The 14,860-nt window shown below is 69.2% G+C and carries 15 protein-coding genes; 7 read left to right on the top strand and 8 right to left on the bottom strand.

Annotation, left to right across the window (positions count from 1 at the left end; translation table 11 throughout):
- The first annotated feature begins 17 nt into the window (after positions 1–17).
- The 3 genes from ACIBX3_RS12325 to ACIBX3_RS12315 all read left to right on the top strand — a co-directional run bounded on the left by ACIBX3_RS12325 (position 18) and on the right by ACIBX3_RS12315 (position 3,880).
- Positions 18–1,214, top strand: coding sequence for an FAD-dependent oxidoreductase (locus tag ACIBX3_RS12325; RefSeq protein WP_397116019.1), 1,197 nt, complete (start codon positions 18–20; stop codon positions 1,212–1,214).
- Positions 1,215–1,348: 134 nt separating this feature from the next.
- Positions 1,349–2,686 carry a class II 3-deoxy-7-phosphoheptulonate synthase gene (locus tag ACIBX3_RS12320; RefSeq protein WP_397116017.1) on the top strand — a complete coding sequence of 446 codons (1,338 nt, stop codon included), beginning with the start codon at positions 1,349–1,351 and terminating at the stop codon, positions 2,684–2,686.
- 426 nt (positions 2,687–3,112) lie between these two features.
- The gene (locus tag ACIBX3_RS12315; RefSeq protein WP_397116015.1) at positions 3,113–3,880 is read left to right on the top strand and encodes an SAM-dependent methyltransferase; all 768 of its coding nucleotides are present in this window, start codon (positions 3,113–3,115) and stop codon (positions 3,878–3,880) included.
- 64 nt (positions 3,881–3,944) lie between these two features.
- Here ACIBX3_RS12315 and trxA read toward each other — a convergent pair whose 3' ends face one another.
- The 4 genes from trxA to ACIBX3_RS12295 all read right to left on the bottom strand — a co-directional run bounded on the left by trxA (position 3,945) and on the right by ACIBX3_RS12295 (position 9,126).
- A complete protein-coding gene (gene trxA / locus ACIBX3_RS12310) occupies positions 3,945–4,319 on the bottom strand; it encodes a thioredoxin (RefSeq protein WP_397116013.1) in 375 nt (124 codons plus the stop codon).
- Between the two features lie 134 nt (positions 4,320–4,453).
- The gene (locus ACIBX3_RS12305; RefSeq protein WP_397116011.1) at positions 4,454–4,951 is read right to left on the bottom strand and encodes a hypothetical protein; all 498 of its coding nucleotides are present in this window, start codon (positions 4,949–4,951) and stop codon (positions 4,454–4,456) included.
- Between the two features lie 176 nt (positions 4,952–5,127).
- On the bottom strand, positions 5,128–6,945 hold the full coding sequence (locus ACIBX3_RS12300) for a DUF1996 domain-containing protein (RefSeq protein WP_397116009.1): 1,818 nt from the start codon (positions 6,943–6,945) through the stop codon (positions 5,128–5,130).
- A gap of 477 nt (positions 6,946–7,422) precedes the next feature.
- A complete protein-coding gene (locus ACIBX3_RS12295) occupies positions 7,423–9,126 on the bottom strand; it encodes an ExeM/NucH family extracellular endonuclease (protein WP_397116007.1) in 1,704 nt (567 codons plus the stop codon).
- A 106-nt stretch (positions 9,127–9,232) separates the two neighbouring features.
- Here ACIBX3_RS12295 and ACIBX3_RS12290 point away from each other — a divergent pair, with 106 nt between their 5' ends.
- The gene (locus tag ACIBX3_RS12290; protein WP_397116005.1) at positions 9,233–10,567 is read left to right on the top strand and encodes a pentapeptide repeat-containing protein; all 1,335 of its coding nucleotides are present in this window, start codon (positions 9,233–9,235) and stop codon (positions 10,565–10,567) included.
- A gap of 24 nt (positions 10,568–10,591) precedes the next feature.
- Here ACIBX3_RS12290 and ACIBX3_RS12285 read toward each other — a convergent pair whose 3' ends face one another.
- From ACIBX3_RS12285 to ACIBX3_RS12275, 3 genes are read right to left on the bottom strand one after another with little or no spacing between them, the layout of a single operon-like run.
- Entirely contained in the window at positions 10,592–11,035 is a 444-nt protein-coding gene (locus tag ACIBX3_RS12285) for an SRPBCC domain-containing protein (RefSeq protein ID WP_397116003.1), read from the bottom strand.
- Entirely contained in the window at positions 11,019–11,351 is a 333-nt protein-coding gene (locus tag ACIBX3_RS12280; RefSeq protein WP_397116001.1) for an ArsR/SmtB family transcription factor, read from the bottom strand. The genes ACIBX3_RS12285 and ACIBX3_RS12280 overlap by 17 nt, the downstream gene beginning before the upstream one ends.
- The gene (locus ACIBX3_RS12275; RefSeq protein ID WP_397115999.1) at positions 11,348–11,701 is read right to left on the bottom strand and encodes a VOC family protein; all 354 of its coding nucleotides are present in this window, start codon (positions 11,699–11,701) and stop codon (positions 11,348–11,350) included. Before ACIBX3_RS12275 ends, ACIBX3_RS12280 begins: the two co-directional genes overlap by 4 nt.
- A 106-nt stretch (positions 11,702–11,807) precedes the next feature.
- On the opposite strand from ACIBX3_RS12275, the gene ACIBX3_RS12270 reads away from it, so the two are divergent.
- Positions 11,808–12,497, top strand: a complete 690-nt coding sequence (locus ACIBX3_RS12270; RefSeq protein WP_397115997.1) for a permease prefix domain 1-containing protein — start codon at positions 11,808–11,810, stop codon at positions 12,495–12,497.
- Here the strand turns inward: ACIBX3_RS12270 and ACIBX3_RS12265 are convergent.
- Positions 12,489–12,824: a helix-turn-helix transcriptional regulator gene (locus tag ACIBX3_RS12265; RefSeq protein WP_397115995.1), complete on the bottom strand. Its 336-nt coding sequence runs from the start codon at positions 12,822–12,824 to the stop codon at positions 12,489–12,491. The genes ACIBX3_RS12270 and ACIBX3_RS12265 overlap by 9 nt on opposite strands.
- Before the next feature lie 88 nt (positions 12,825–12,912).
- Between ACIBX3_RS12265 and ACIBX3_RS12260 the strand changes: the two genes are divergently transcribed.
- Both ACIBX3_RS12260 and ACIBX3_RS12255 read left to right on the top strand, forming a co-directional pair.
- Positions 12,913–14,079 (top strand): cytochrome ubiquinol oxidase subunit I, encoded by a 1,167-nt coding sequence (locus ACIBX3_RS12260; RefSeq protein WP_397115993.1) that lies wholly within the window; start codon positions 12,913–12,915, stop codon positions 14,077–14,079.
- Between the two features lie 10 nt (positions 14,080–14,089).
- Positions 14,090–14,854, top strand: a complete 765-nt coding sequence (locus tag ACIBX3_RS12255; protein WP_397115991.1) for a cytochrome d ubiquinol oxidase subunit II — start codon at positions 14,090–14,092, stop codon at positions 14,852–14,854.
- Positions 14,855–14,860 lie beyond the last annotated feature (6 nt).

Raw genomic sequence — 14,860 nt, 5'->3', positions numbered from 1 at the left:
TCACTAGGTGATGAATTATGACCTGTGTGATAGCGGGCGGCGGCCCGGCGGGCGCGATGCTCGCGCTGCAACTGGCCAGGGCGGGTGTCGAGGTCACGCTCCTGGAGAAGCACGCCGACTTCCTACGCGACTTCAGGGGCGACACGATCCACCCGTCCACGCTGCAGGTGCTCGACGAGCTCGGGCTGGCGGGCGAGCTGCTGAAACTGCCCCACAGGAAGCTGTACGAGCCCCGCCTGGTGAGCGACACCGGCGACATCCGGCTGGCGAGCCTGCGCGAGCTCCCCGGACCGTACAACTACATCGCCTTCCTCCCGCAGTGGGACTTCCTGAAGACGGTCACGTCGGCCGCGGAGCGGTACCCGGGGTTCCGGATGCTGATGCGGGCGGAGGCGTACGACCTGATCCGCGAGAACGGCGCCGTGCGCGGGCTGCGGTACCGCGACGACTCCGGCGAGCACGAGATCCGCGCGGACCTGACCGTCGCGGCCGACGGGCGCCACTCGGTGCTGCGTGAACGGGCGGGGCTCGTGCCGGAGGAACTGGGCGCGCCGATGGACGTGGTGTGGTTCCGGCTGCCCTGGCGGGACGGGGATCCCGAGGACTCGTTCCTGCGGATCTCGCGCGGCCACATGATGGTGGCGATCAACCGGGTGAGCTACTGGCAGCTCGCGTACCTGATCCCCAAGGGCGGGTACGACCGGCTCGTCACGGCGGGAATCGGGGCGCTCCGCGAGCCCGTGGCGTCGCTGCTGCCGTTCCTGTCGGACCGGGTGGGGCAGATCGCGGGCTACGGCGACGTGAGTGTGCTCACGGTCGCGCTCAACCGGCTGCGCCGGTGGCACCGGCCCGGGTTCCTGTGCATCGGGGACGCGGCGCACGCCATGTCGCCGGTGTTCGGGGTGGGGATCAACCTGGCCGTGCAGGACGCGGTCGCGGCCGCCAACCTGCTGGCCGGGTCGCTCAGGTCCGGCGCGCCGATCCCCGAGTCCACCCTGCACCTGCTGCAGAAACGGCGGATGCCGCCGACCAGGATCACCCAGGCCGCCCAGCGCCTGGCCCAGAACCTGCTGATCAGGAGGGCGCTGCGGGGCCGGTTCGACCCGACCTGGCTGCCGCGCCACCTGCCGCGGATCCCGCTGCTCAACCGCGTGGGGCCGCGTTTCCTCGGCTTCGGGGTCCGTCCCGAGCACGTCGCCACGAAGGAGATGTGACCGAGCCCATCTGCGGAAATATCCACATAACGCCCGAAGTAGCGGAGAAATGGCCGGTCCTGGGCCCGGGCGGGTGCCAAATGCTGGACAACGGGGTCGGTAGCGGCGTGCTCAGTGGAATACCCTCGTATCTCGTGAGCAGCAATATTCTGGATCTTGATTCCTGGCGAGCCCTCCCCGCGGCCCAGCAGCCCGACTGGCCCGACCACGGCGAGCTCGACAAGGTCGTCGCCGAGCTCGGCGGCCTGCCCCCCTTGGTCTTCGCCGGCGAGTGCGACCAGCTCAAGGACCAGCTGGCCGCGGTCGCGCGCGGCGAGGCGTTCGTCCTGCAGGGCGGCGACTGCGCCGAGACCTTCTCCGGCGCCACCGCCGACAACGTCCGCAACAAGCTCAAGACGTTGCTGCAGATGGCGATCGTGCTGACGTACGCGGGCAAGGTGCCGGTCGTGAAGATCGGGCGGGTGGCCGGCCAGTTCGCCAAGCCGCGGTCCAAGCCGACCGAGACCCGCGAGGGCATCGAGCTGCCCGCCTACCGGGGCGACATGGTCAACGGTTTCGAGTTCACCGCCGAGTCGCGCAAGCCCGATCCGTGGCGGCTGCTCAAGGCGTACCACTCCTCGGCCGTGACGCTCAACCTCGCCCGGGCCTTCACCAAGGGCGGCTACGCCGACCTGCGCCAGGTGCACGCCTGGAACCAGGACTTCGTGGCCGAGTCGCCGGCCGGGCGCCGTTACGAACAGCTGGCCAGGGAGATCGACCAGGCGCTGGCGTTCATGCGCGCCTGCGGCGCCGATCCGGAGGAGTTCCACACGGTCGAGTTCTACTCCTCGCACGAGGCGCTGATCCTCGACTACGACCGGGCGCTCACGCGCATCGACTCGCGTACGGGGCTGCCGTACGACGTGTCGGCGCACATGGTCTGGATCGGCGAGCGCACCCGCCAGCTCGACGGCGCGCACGTCGACTTCTTCGCCCGCATCCGCAACCCGATCGGCGTCAAGCTCGGCCCGACGACCACGCCCGAGGAGGCCCTCGCCCTGGTCGAGCGGCTCAACCCGGACAACGAGGCGGGGCGGCTCACGTTCATCACCCGGATGGGCGCCTCCAAGATCCGCGAGCACCTGCCGACGCTGGTCAAGGAGGTCACCGCCTCCGGGGCCCAGGTGGCGTGGGTGTGCGACCCGATGCACGGCAACACGTTCGAGGCGCCCAGCGGGCACAAGACGCGGCGGCTGGACGACGTGCTGGACGAGGTGGCCGGGTTCTTCGAGGTGCACCGGGCGCTGGGGACGCATCCCGGCGGCATCCACATCGAGTTCACCGGCGACGACGTGACCGAGTGCGTGGGCGGCGGGCACGGGATCGTCGAGGGCGACCTCGCCACCCGCTACGAGACGGCCTGCGACCCCCGGCTCAACCGCGGCCAGTCCCTCGACCTGGCCTTCCGCGTCGCGGAGCTCTACCGCGGCTGACCATCCCTGCCCGCCGGAGCGCGCCGGAGCCCGCCGCTGCTCGCCCCACCCGCCGCTGCCCACACGACCGCACGTGAAGGAACGGGGCGCACAGCAGTCCGCACGCAAACGCAGCGCCACACGTGCACCGGCCAGGAAACGCGGCCGGCCCCAGACGGCTGCGCGGCGGCGGCGCGCAGCGGGCAACGCACAGCGGGCAGCCAGCGCGAGCCATAGGCGACCCGCCTCGTGCGATGGGCAGCGCGCAGCAGGCGGCGGGCGGCGGGCCGTGAGCGACGCATGGCGGGGCGTGACGGGTCAAGGGGTCATTCAATGACGGCGGGTGATTTGCGTCTCATTGGGCCCTAGGACCGAACGGATTTCGGGTGAATTGTGGAGATGCGCCACTATGATCACCCCGAAATAGGACGAAATCTGGGAGTAAACGTGGACAGTGCCCCAGAGGGGGTGGACCCCAACATCCCCAACGTCGCGCGCATGTACGACTATTTTCTCGACGGCAAGGACAACTTCGCGGCCGACCGGGCAGCGGCGGAACAGATTCTCAAGACGTTTCCCAACACCAAACAGGGAGCCCGGGCGAACCGGGCGTTTCTGCGCCGGGCGGTGCGGCACGTGGTGGACGAGGGCGTCCACCAGATCGTGGACCTGGGCGCCGGCCTGCCGACCCAGGGCAACACCCACGAGATCGCCCCGGAGGCACGCGTGGTCTACGTGGACTACGACGCGGTGGTGTGCGTGCACGGAAGGGCGCTGCTGGCCAGGAAGGAGAACGTCGACTTCATCCAGGCGGACGTGCGCGAGCCGGACGCGCTGCTGGCCAAGCTGGACGACCTGATCGACTTCGACCGGCCGGTGGCGTTCTTGATGCTGGCGATCCTGCACTTCATCCCCGACGACATCGCGTACGACGTGGTGACGAAGCTGCGGGAGGCGAGCGCGCCCGGCAGCCGTCTGGTGATCAGCCACGCCGTGGACTCCACGCCCGACACCACCCCGCAGGCCCTGGAGATCTACCGGAAGGCCACGGCCTCGCTCAGCCTCCGGACCCGCGAGGGGATCCTGCGCTTCTTCGACGGGTACGAGCTCGCCGAGCCGGGCCTGTCGTATGTGAACGGGTGGCGTCCCGACGACCCGGACGCCCCGGGGAACGGCATCGACTTCGGGTACGTGGGAGTCGGCCGCAAGCCCTAGCGGGCGTGAGATGGAAAAGAGCCCTGCCGGACAGGCGGGGCTCTTCGTGTGCGGCTGCGGCCGATCAGCTCTGCTCGGCGTTCTTCAGTTCCTCGCTGAGCTCGGCCCTGATGACGTCCATGTCGAGCGCCCGCACCTGCCGGATCAGGTCCTCCAGCGCGGGGGCCGGGATGGCGCCGGCCTGGGCGAAGACCACGATGCCGTCGCGGATGGCCATGAGCGTGGGGATCGAGGTGATGTCGAAACCCTGCGCGAGCGCCTGCTCCGCGTCGGTGTCGATCTTGCCGAAGGTGATGTCGTCGTGCTTCTCCGACGCCTGCTCGAAGATCGGCCCGAACTTCTTGCACGGCGGGCACCAGTCCGCCCAGAAGTCGAGCAGGACAATCCCCTTGTCGGCGATGTCGTTGAAGTTCTTCTCGGTTACTTCGGTGGTCGCCACAAGTGGCTCCTCGCTCGTCGTCGTCGATGTCCACGGAGTAGAACCGCTACCCCTCCACCAGCATTCCAGCTCCGCGCAAGCACAAACTCCGCCATTGACGGCGACACGCATACACGTCTCCAGGCCTCCATGGATCAGTGGTGGTGACTCGCGGACGAAGACGAAGATGGGGACGAGGACGAGGATGGGGACGGCGACGAGCCGGCAGGGCCGTGTACTTCAACCGTGCCCCCGAGTTTCTTGCTCAATTCCTGCATGAAGGCCTCGGACTTGGCCGACAGCACCCACCGATCGCCGACGAGGTAGAGGCCACCGTACATCTGGGCGTAGTCGAGCCACTCACGCTGGCCTTCGGCCGTTTTGAAGTCGAGGAACACATAGGGGATCCCGTCGTGGGTGCATTCCCCCTTGCGGTAGTCGAGAGCCTTCAGGGTGATCTGGGCGGTGCAGCCGATGGTGGCCGCCAGCTGCTCCACGGTGTACGTCCGTGGAGCCTTGCCGGAGCCCGTCTTGCCGGCGCCACTGTCCGCCTCGGCCTGTACACCGCATCCGGTGATCGTGAGCGCCGAGGCGATGGCCAGCAGCGACAGGACGACGCCTCCATGACCTCGTCTCCTGACGAGGTCGGTCACACGCGCTACAGCCGCCGGTGCGGCGCCCTGAACGCATCGCGGGCGGGAGAAGCCAGCCACGATCTTGCCCTTTCTCACAGCCGATATGGCCTTACTCCTGGCGAGGAAGACGGCGCGGCCAGTCGCCTGGCCGCGCCGAGCCTCCCCTTCTGGGGGGAACCCTGCTTGACGCAGGGTCAGCGGCAGCGCCTGCCGCTGTTGATGCAGTTGACGACCTGCTGCATCTGCTGCTGATTCATCAGGTTGATGAAGTCGCTGTGGTCGGTGATCGGCTTGTGCAGTTCCTCAGGGAAGCCGTCGACGGCGAAGTTGGGGCCCTGCGGCACGTTGTAGACGAGCCGGTGCTCCAGCGCCGGGATGGGCTGGAAGCCCTGCGGGCAGCTACCGTCGGCCTGGGGGAAGGTGACGTGGGTCCGGTGGTTGGCGCTGTCGATGTTCTGACCGTCCCAGCAGCTCTGGAAGTTGAAGACCCGTACGAGCCTGCTGCCTCGCGGGCAGAGCGGGTACTTGTCGGTCAACTCGCGATTCTCGAACCCGGTGCAGGTCCACCCGGCGTTGGGGTCGGCCCCGCCGACCCGGGCGTTACCGGTGATGATGCGGAGGAATTGCGGAGCCGCCACCACCTTGGCGGTCGGGTTGCCCTTGAAAGTGATCTGCACCTGAGCCGGGGTGAGGATCTTGCCGACGTTCAGGTCGAGTCCGCCACCTCGCTGGTTGGCGTCGAACTCCTGCTGACCCAGCGCTCTGATCACGGGCCAGTAGTGCGTGGACTTGTCGCCGTTGCGGCAGGTGGTACCGGCCGCCAGCAGGCTCTCGTTGGTCGACTGGTTGTTGGTGGACACGTTGCCCACGTAGTCGTGCGTGTGCTGCGCGCCGTTGGACACGCCGGGCGCCACGATGACGTTGTCAGAGTTGAAGATCCGCCTCTCGTTGCGCCCGCAGTCCACGCTGAAGGTTCCCCTGGAGCCGTTCCGCCCCGTGCGGGCTACATTCACGTTCGGCCGCACCGTACGGATGTCGACGAAGTCCTCCGGGACGGGCCCTCTGGCCTGCTCCCCATCGCCCCCGTCGTTGCCGTCGCCCCCATCGTTGCCGTTGTTGCCGTCGCCCCCATCGTTGCCGTCGTTGCCGTTGTTGCCGTCGTTTCCGTTGTTGCCTCCGCCGCCCGGGTTCCTGAGTTCACAGGTCGCCAGGGTCTGCAGGCCGGCCGGCGCCTGGGCGCCGGCGCGCTGGAAGGCGATCTGGATCCGCTGAAGGGTCGCCACCCGCTTGTCCCGCAGCGGCCCGAGGATCGCGTTCTGCACGAAGTTGGCGCCACCCTGCCCCGCAGAGCTCGCCAACCGCCGATTCGCCTCCGCGAGCTGGGTCTCCAGCAGCTGCAGGTTCCGCTGAACCTCAGCCTGGGCACGAGCGGGGATTTGGTTCAGCCTGTCCGCCACAGCGGGGCAGGTGATCTGGCCGGTGGCACCGCCGTTGTTCTGATTGCCGTTGTTCTGATTGCCGGTGTTCTGGTCCCCGTTGTTGTTCTGGTCCCCGGTGTTCTGGTCGCCGTTGTTCTGGTCTCCAGTGTTCTGGTCCCCGTTGTTGTTCTGGTCTCCAGTGTTCTGGTCGCCGTTGTTCTGGTCCCCAGTGTTCTGATCACCGTTGTTCTGGTCGCCGGTGTTCTGGTCCCCGTTGTTCTGGTCCCCGTTGCCCTGATCTCCGTTGTCGTTCCCAGTCCCGTCATCCTGCACAGTGCAAGTGGCCAGGCCCTGCAGCCCGGCGGGCGCCTGGGCGCCGGTGCGCTGGAAGGCGATCTGGATCCGCTGGAGGGCGGCTGCCCGCTTGTCCCGCAGCGGGCCGAGGATCGCGTTCTGCACGAAGTTGGCGCCACCCTCCCCCGCGGAGCTCGCCAGCCGCCGATTCGCCTCCGCGATCTGGGTCTCCAACTGCTGCAGGTTCCGCTGGACCTCCGCCTGAGCTTGAGCCGGGACTTCACCCAGCCTGTCCTCCACGGCGGGGCAGGAGATAGCCGGCGCGAAGGCCGTTCCGGACGCTCCGCTTGCCGCCGCGTCGGCGGCGCCGGCCGTGAGGCCACTACTCGCAACGGCAAGGGCCGCGAGTATGGCCGCCGTCCTTCCACGGAAGCGTGAGCCACTTTGATGTCTCAACACGATCCCTCTCTTCGTCTGCAGGTGCGACCAAGCCCTCAGACTCTGTTCCATGCGGCCGCCCGACCCCACAGGTCGGACGGGACTTTTCCGCTTTCGAGAGCAGGTACGCACGCAAGTGCTGTGAAGGGTCACGTTGAACAAGGAGTCATGTAATTTGTAATATTTTGTGACACACTGTGATCAATCTGCAACGGATTGTGGTGTTCGCCCGGGGAAGGCCTTGCTGTGCCTCCGCGCCTCCGCAAGAGGCGCCAAACGAGAGGACCCCGGACTTCGCCGGGGTCCTCTGCCTGCTCCATCAGCTCGTTCCGCCGGGCGTCAGAACCTCCCTCCCGGAAGAGTCAGACCGATGACCACCGGATCATGGTCGGAGGAGCGGTAGGCGTCCGGCTTGTAGAGGCCGGGCGGGTTGTACTCGGTGTTGTAGTCGAGGATGCGCGGCTCGTCGGAGTTGAGGTGCCAGATGGTCGCGCTGGTCACCCGCCTGAGCAGCTGCCTGCCGACCAGGGCGTGGTCGAGCTCGCCCGCGAGCCCGTCGAACAGGTAGCTGTAACGCAGCGGCGCGGGCACGAACCTCTTGGTCACGCTGGTCAGCCCTGCCGCCTCGAGGGTGTCGATCGGGTCCTCCTCGCCGTAGGCGTTGAGGTCGCCGAGCACGATCGGGTTCGGCAGATCCTGCTCCGCGATGATGCCGAGCAGCGCCTTGGCCTGCGCGACGCGGGTGGGGTTCCAGCAGCCCTGGCCGTCGCCCTGGTCGGCGTCCGGGCCGCTGGAGGGGCAGCTGCCCTTGGACTTGAGGTGGTTGACCACCATCGTGAACGGCTGGCTCCCGCCCTTCCTGCGGAAGGTCTGGATGAGGGGCGGGCGGCTGAACACCGGGTCCTGCGACGTCTTGGCCTCGCCGGCCGGGGTGAGCTTGCCGGGCTTGTAGATCAGGCCGACCTGGATGGCGTCCGTCCCGGGGTACGGGTGCGTGAGCGCCGCGTACGTGCCCGCCCCGACCTCGGCGTTGACCGCGTCCACCAGCGCCTGCAGGGCGATCTGGCCGTTGTTCTCGACTTCCATGAGCCCAACGGCGTCGGCGTTGAGCCCCTTGAGCGCGGCCACCAGCTTGGCGAGCTGGCGCTGCTGCTCCTCGGCGTTGGTCGCGCCGCGGGAGCCGAGCGTGGTGAACCAGTTGAGGGTGTTGAACGAGGCCACCTTGACGTTCCCGATCACCGGGAACGGCTTGGACTGGCGCGGGTTGAGGTTTTTGTAGCCGATCGGCTTGGTGGGCTGCAGCCGGTACTTGCCGAAGCCGTACCCGAGCACGCCGGTGACGCCGGCGGCCACGTCGCCGCTGCGCACGATGGGCGGCAGGGTGGCCGGGTTCTCCCGGCTGGAGCCGTCGTCCACGAGCAGCGAGCGGCGCGCGTTCAGCGCCGGATCGACGCCGGGCCGGTCCGTCGGCTGGAACAGCCGGCCCTGCGAGGACAACGTGACCTCGCCGAAGCGGCCCAGGTTGTAGTGGTCGCTGACGGTCAGCGGCTGCGGGAACGTCAGCAGCATGTTCTCGACCGGCTCGAGGCCGCCCGAGTTCTCCGCTGTGGGCAGCGTGTACGCCTGCGCCGCCACGTTCCCCGTGCCGCACACGTCCACGGCGGTGACGGGCGACAGCTCGGTCCATCCGTTGAACTCGATGGCCCGGCCGGTGACCAGTACCCGGTCGCCGACCTTGACGTCCTTGAACGACTCGCGGGCGAACGCGAACAGCCCTTCGGAGGTCCTGGGGTCGGCGTCGGGCTTCGGGTCCTGCAGGAAGAAGCCGCTGAGCTGGTCGGTGCGCTGGAAGTCGCCGGTCACGACGCCCTCGATCCGCACGGTCTGGCCGGCCAGCGGGGTGGCGGCGCCGTCGCCCTGCACCTGTGCGACGCGGTGGGTGGCGGGGGTGTCGCAGGGAGCGGCGGGGGCGGCCGCGGCCGGGGCGGCGAAGAGACCTACCGCGACGAGAGCAGCAAGGGACGCTCGGGATAAAACGCGCATGCCCGGAACTTTAGAGCCATTTTTGAGCGCATATTTCCACGTAAAAGTGGATAGAAGATTAAAACATCGAACCTTGACACGGGCCCCGCGCGGGTATGACCAGTGCATGGACTGGGTCACCTGCGCGCATTCCGCTGCCTGCACCGGGATCGCTAGCCTGCCGTCCGGCCTCTGCCTCGCCCACCTGTCACCGGACCAACTCTCCGAGACCCTCGCCCAGCTCTCCCCCGGCCGCCTGATCGACCTGCGCGGCACGACCGTCACCAGCGACCTGCTGTCCCGGGTGCTGGAGGCCACCGGCGCCAGGCCCGGCCGGGCGCGGCTGGACCGGGCCAGGTTCACCGGCGACGTCCGGCTGCCGGGCGTGACGTTCGCCGGGGACGTCTCGCTCGACGGCGCCAGGTTCGACCGGCTGGCCTCGTTCTTCGGCGCCCGCTTCGAGGGCAATGTGTCGCTGGCCGGCGCCAGGTTCGCCCGCGAGCTGTCCTTCCACGGCGTCACCGTGCGCGGCCACGTCTCGCTCGACCGGGCCGTGATGGCCCGCGACGCGCTGTTCAGCCAGGCCGTTTTCGGGCACGGGCTGTCCTGCGAGCGGGCCAGGTTCGACGGGTACGCCACCTTCGACGGCGCCCACCTCGGCGACGGGGCCGCGTTCCGTGGCGCGCGCTTCGGCCGTACGCTGTCGTTCCGCAAGGTCAGCGGGCACGCCGGGTTCGAGGCCGCGCACTTCGCCGCGGACGCGTACCTGTCGGCCACCGGGCGGTTGTCGGCGGCCCGCGCCCGCGCCGACGGCCTGCTGGACGTGGCCGTCGCGCGCTGCGGCGTGGACCTGCGCGGGACGGAGGTCGCGGGGGCCACCACGCTGAGGCTCACCGACTCGCACGCCGACCTGGAGGGCGCGGTGCTGCGCGGTCCTGCCACGGTGAGCGGCAGGGGCATGTCCACGCTGACCTCGCTGCGCCAGGTGGAGGCGGCCGACCTGGCGTTGCGCGGACTGGATCTGTCCGCGTGCCGGTTCGCCGGGCTCGCCCATCCGTCGGGGGTGCGGGTCAAGGACTGCAGGTTCGCGATCACCCCGCGCGGCGTGCGGGTGAGCCTGCGCTGGCCGATGCTGCGCTGGTTCTCCCGCCGCAGCGCGCTGGCCGACGAGCACGGCATGGGCGGCACGGCGGCCGATCCGGCCGTCACGCCCGACCGGCTGGCCGCTCTCTACGCCGGGTTACGCCCCAGCGACCGCGCCACGTCGGCCGACTTCGCGTTCGCGGCCATGGAGATGCGCCGCCGGGCCGGCCACCGGTGGTGGCTGTCGGTGTCGTGGCTGCTGTGGGGGTACGGCATGCGCCTGGGCCGCGCGGCGGCCTGGTTCGCGCTGCTGACCGCGCTCGCCGCGGCCGCCGCGCTGTGGACCTCGACCGGCCACGGCACGGCGATGCCCCGCTAGGAGCCGGCCCCGTCACAGCCTCCGCTACAGCTCCGCCGCGACGGCGGCGATGGCGCGGAAGTGGGACGATCGCCAGCCCCCGCCCATGATCCGGCGCGACAACTGCTGCAGCTCGTCGCCGGGGTCGAAGCCCTCGTGGTCGAGGAACAGCCGGGTGCCCTTGCCTTCGGGCTCCAGCCGCCAGGTGACCGTCCAGTCGGCCCGCTTGCCGTCGCTCCAGCTGATCTTCAGCAGCTTCCCCGGCTCCAGCTCCAGCACCTCGCAGTAGACGATGCCGTCGAACCCCACCTGCTTCTTGGGTTCGGTGCGGAACGTGAACCGGTGCCCGATCTCCGGCTTGAAGTCGTTGGGCATGAGCCATCGCGCGACCAGTTCGGGCTCGGTGAGCGCCCGCCACACCTTCGCCGGCGGGTGGGGGATGAACTGGTCGAGCCTGATCGCGCGGAGGTCGTCAGCTGCTTTGTCCATGGTCTTCCATCTCGTCGAGCAGGGTCGTGAGGTCCTTGAGCCGCTCGCGCCAGAACCGTTCGTAGGGGGTGAGCCAGTCGCGGAGCTCCATCAGCGGGGCCGCCTCCAGCCGGTAGTGGCGTTCCCTGCCCTTGCGGGTCTCGGACACCAGCCCGGCGTCCTTGAGCACCTTGAGATGCTCCGACACGCTGGGCCGGCTCATGTCGAACCGCTCGGCCAGCCGGCCGGCGGGCTGGCCGCCCTCTTCGAGGAGGAGGCGCAGCAGCTCGCGCCTGGCAGGGCTGGCCAGGGCGGCGAAGACGTGGTCGGCGGTCATGTCTGGCTGACGACGAAGCCGTTGCCGAAGGGATCCTGGAACAGCAGCTGCCGCCCCCAGGGCTCGTCGGTGGGCCCTTCGAAGGCGATCTCGTCGTCGCGCAGGCGGGCGGCCAGGGCGTCGAGGTCGGGCGCGCCCACCACGAGGCCGCCGATCGGTGCCATGCCGGGGAACCAGGAGGCCAGCAGGAGCGTGGTCTCGGCGCCCTTGGGCGCGACCGTGAGCCAGCGGCCCATCGGGAACGGGTTGTCGGTGCGTACCTCGAAGTCGAGCACGCGGGTGTAGAAGTCCAGCGCCCGCTCCTGGTCGGCGACGGGCACGGTGACGGTGAGGATGGAGGAGATCGGCATGTCAGCCACTATACGTAGGGTTTTTCCTACATAACAACCCGATCCGCGAAATATCAGGGAATTCCCGGAGTGAACCCCTGAGGACCCCCTTCGTAGACTAGGGATCATGCTGATCGACGACTACGTGGCCGAGCTCAACCGCGCGATCACCGGACCGCCCGGGCCCAAGCGCGACCTGGTCGTCGAGGCGCGCGACAGCCTGACGGACACCGCCGACGCGCTGGAGGCCGAGGGGCTCGACCGGACGGAGGCGGAGCGGGTCGCGGTGGCCGAGTTCGGGCCCGTCGCCGAGATCGCGCCGGACTACCAGGCCGAGCTGACCTCCGCGTCGGGGCGGCGGCTGGGTTTCCTGCTGTTCGTCAGCGTGCCGATCACCGCGCTCATGTGGTCGGTGCTGTGGCGGATCCATCCCGCCGCCGACGACGTCGTGCTCAACCAGCCCGGGTGGTACATGCCGGTCTCCCGGCTGCTCGACATCTTCCAGCTCGCCGTCGGGGTGTACGGCGGGCTCGTGCTGCTCGCGCTGGGCCGCGGCGCCCGGTGGATCCGCCGGCCCCGGCTGCTCACCAGGTCACTCGGGCTGGTCGTGTGGATCTCACTGCCGGTCACCGTCGTGCTCGCCCAGATTCTCACGCACGGCGCGCAAGGGGCCAACACCCTGGACGCCCTGCCCTCCGTGCTGGCCAACCTGGTGACCGCGGCCATGTGGGGCCTGCAGGTCTACGGCGCCGTGCGCTGCATGCGCATCACCCGGGCCTCGCGCCCGGGCGCGGCAGGCTCCGCGTCGTCATCCTGACGCCCTGGCCTCCGCGCGGAGCACGCTGCCGATCACGGCGGTGAACTCCCGCCAGGCCGACCTCTCCCCTTCCAGCTGTTTCCTGCCCGCGCCCGTCAGCCTGTAGGTGCGGCGCTTGCGCCCGCCCACGGTCGCCCACTCACTGGACAGGTAGCCGATGCGCTCCAGCCTGCGCAGCGCCGGGTAGACCGTGCCCGTCGGCACGCTCAGCGCTCCCCCGCTGCGCTCCTGGAGCGCCTCGATGATGGCGTAGCCGTGCAACGGCTCCCGCTCCAGCACTGAGAGCAGCAGGGCGTCCATGTGCCCGCGCAGCGCGTCCGGATTCATGACTCAGATCTTAGGCAACAGGTCCGCATGTAGCCAGGCTACATGTAGGCTGTCTATATGTAGGCAGCCATAATCACGTGGAGACCTGATGGATGTACTCGACCTCGCACGCACGCAGTTCGCGGTGACCAGCGGGCTGCACTTCCTGTTCGTGGTGCTGACGCTGGGTCTGGCGCCGCTGGTGGCGATCATGCACACCCGCTGGGCGCTCTCGGGCAGGCCGATGAACGAGGCGATGACCCGGTTCTGGGGGCAGATCTACGTCATCAACTACGCGCTCGGCATCGTGACCGGACTGGTGATGGAGTTCCAGTTCGGGCTGTCCTGGAGCGGGCTGTCCCACTACGCGGGCGACGTGTTCGGCGCGCCGCTGGCCATGGAGACGCTGGTGGCCTTCTTCCTGGAGTCCACGTTCCTGGGGCTGTGGATCTTCGGCTGGGGCCGGCTGCCGAAGTGGCTGCACCTGGCGTGCATCTGGCTCGTGACGCTGACGGCGTACGCGAGCGCGTTCTTCATCATGATGGCCAACTCGTACCTGCAGAATCCGGCCGGCTCCGTCGTGCGCGACGGCCGGATGGAGCTGGTCGACTTCGGCGCGCTGCTCACCAACAAGGCGCTGGTGTTCTCGTTCCCGCACGTGGTCGGGGCCGGGCTGTTCACCGGGGCGATGGTGCTGGTGGGGGCCAGCGCGTACCAGCTGCGGCGGCGTACCGCTCACGCGGAGTTCTTCACCCGGTCGCTGCGGACCGGCGTGGTCGTGGCCGCGATCGGGATCTTCATCACGATGGGGTTCGGGTACGCGCAGTTCGCCGGGGTCCAGGACGGCAAATTCTCGAACGCGGGGGCGGCGATCGGGCTCCTGGTCATGATGGAGGTCGGGCAGCTGCTGGCGCTCGTCGTGCTGCTCGTGATGCTGCCGCTAATCCGCGTCCTGCCGCGCCTGCGGTGGACGCACCCGATCTTGATCTTGATGACGCCGCTGCCGTTCCTGCTGTCGATCATGGGCTGGGTGGCGAGGGAGGTCGGGCGGCAGCCGTGGATGATCTGGGAGAAGCTCACCGTGGCCGACGCCATGTCGCCCGGTCTGACCTCGAGCATGGTGACGGCCTCCTTGATCGGGTTCGTGGTCGTGCTGGGGCTGCTGGCGGTCGTCGACTACGTGCTCATCGCGCGGGTGATCAGGCGCGGGCCGCAGGGCCTCGACCTCGGCGCGTCCTCGTCCCGCGAGCCGCGTACGCCGGCGCTGAACTACTAGGGGTGCTGACATGGAAATGATCTGGTTCGTCTTCTTCGCGGTGCTGCTGGCCGGCTACTTCGCGCTGGAGGGGTTCGATCTGGGGGTCGGGCTGCTGCTGCCCGTCCTCGGCCGGTCACGGGAGGGGCGCGACCGGATGGTGGCGGCCGTGGCGCCGTACGTGCTGGCCAACGAGGTGTGGCTGGTGGCGGTGGCCGGGACGATGTTCGGGGTCTATCCGCTGCTGGAGGGCGAGGTGCTGTTCGCGCTGTACCCCGTGGTGGTGGCGATGCTGCTGAGCTGGATCCTGCGGGACGCCGGTCTGTGGTTCCGCCGCAGGATCGACGGCCCGCGCTGGCGCGGGTTCTGGGACGGGATGATCGCGTTCGGGTCGCTGGGGCTGTCGTTCGGGTGGGGCATGGCGCTCTACGCGGCGGCCACCGGCTTCGAGGCCTCCCCTGTGCATCCGGTCGGGCTGATGCTGGGCGTGGTGGTGACCCTGCTGTTCGCCTGGCACGGGTGGACGTTCCTGGCGTGGCGGGCGCCGGGTGACTTCGGGGCGACGCGGTCGGGGCGGGCGCTGCTGCTGTCCGGGGCCGTGGCCGCGCTGCCCGCGGCGGGGGTGCTGGCGGGGGCGGCGCCGTACCTGCTGGAGCACAGCGCGCCCGCGGCCACGTTGAATGTGCTCAGTCTCATGGTCCTGCCGTTCGCGCCCATCATGCTGGGCGCGCAACTATGGGTGTGGCGCACTTTCCGCCCAGGCAAGGACGCCTTCCAGCTCCCGTCGTTCTTCTAGAGGACA

The sequence above is a fragment of the Nonomuraea sp. NPDC049480 genome (assembly GCF_044465905.1).
GTDB lineage: Bacteria > Actinomycetota > Actinomycetes > Streptosporangiales > Streptosporangiaceae > Nonomuraea.
The sequence above is the reverse complement of the archived record's forward strand: the minus strand, read 5'-3'. Positions and strand labels throughout refer to the sequence as shown.

Bases quoted from the DNA above. Each gene is read 5' to 3' on its own strand.
- ACIBX3_RS12325 (WP_397116019.1), top strand. From the start codon at position 18: ATGACCTGTGTGATAGCGGGCGGCGGCCCGGCGGGCGCGATGCTCGCG.
- ACIBX3_RS12295 (WP_397116007.1), bottom strand. From the start codon at position 9,126: ATGCGCGTTTTATCCCGAGCGTCCCTTGCTGCTCTCGTCGCGGTAGGT.
- ACIBX3_RS12290 (WP_397116005.1), top strand. From the start codon at position 9,233: ATGGACTGGGTCACCTGCGCGCATTCCGCTGCCTGCACCGGGATCGCT.
- ACIBX3_RS12285 (WP_397116003.1), bottom strand. From the start codon at position 11,035: ATGGACAAAGCAGCTGACGACCTCCGCGCGATCAGGCTCGACCAGTTC.
- ACIBX3_RS12280 (WP_397116001.1), bottom strand. From the start codon at position 11,351: ATGACCGCCGACCACGTCTTCGCCGCCCTGGCCAGCCCTGCCAGGCGC.
- ACIBX3_RS12275 (WP_397115999.1), bottom strand. From the start codon at position 11,701: ATGCCGATCTCCTCCATCCTCACCGTCACCGTGCCCGTCGCCGACCAG.
- ACIBX3_RS12270 (WP_397115997.1), top strand. From the start codon at position 11,808: ATGCTGATCGACGACTACGTGGCCGAGCTCAACCGCGCGATCACCGGA.
- ACIBX3_RS12265 (WP_397115995.1), bottom strand. From the start codon at position 12,824: ATGAATCCGGACGCGCTGCGCGGGCACATGGACGCCCTGCTGCTCTCA.
- ACIBX3_RS12260 (WP_397115993.1), top strand. From the start codon at position 12,913: ATGGATGTACTCGACCTCGCACGCACGCAGTTCGCGGTGACCAGCGGG.
- ACIBX3_RS12255 (WP_397115991.1), top strand. From the start codon at position 14,090: ATGGAAATGATCTGGTTCGTCTTCTTCGCGGTGCTGCTGGCCGGCTAC.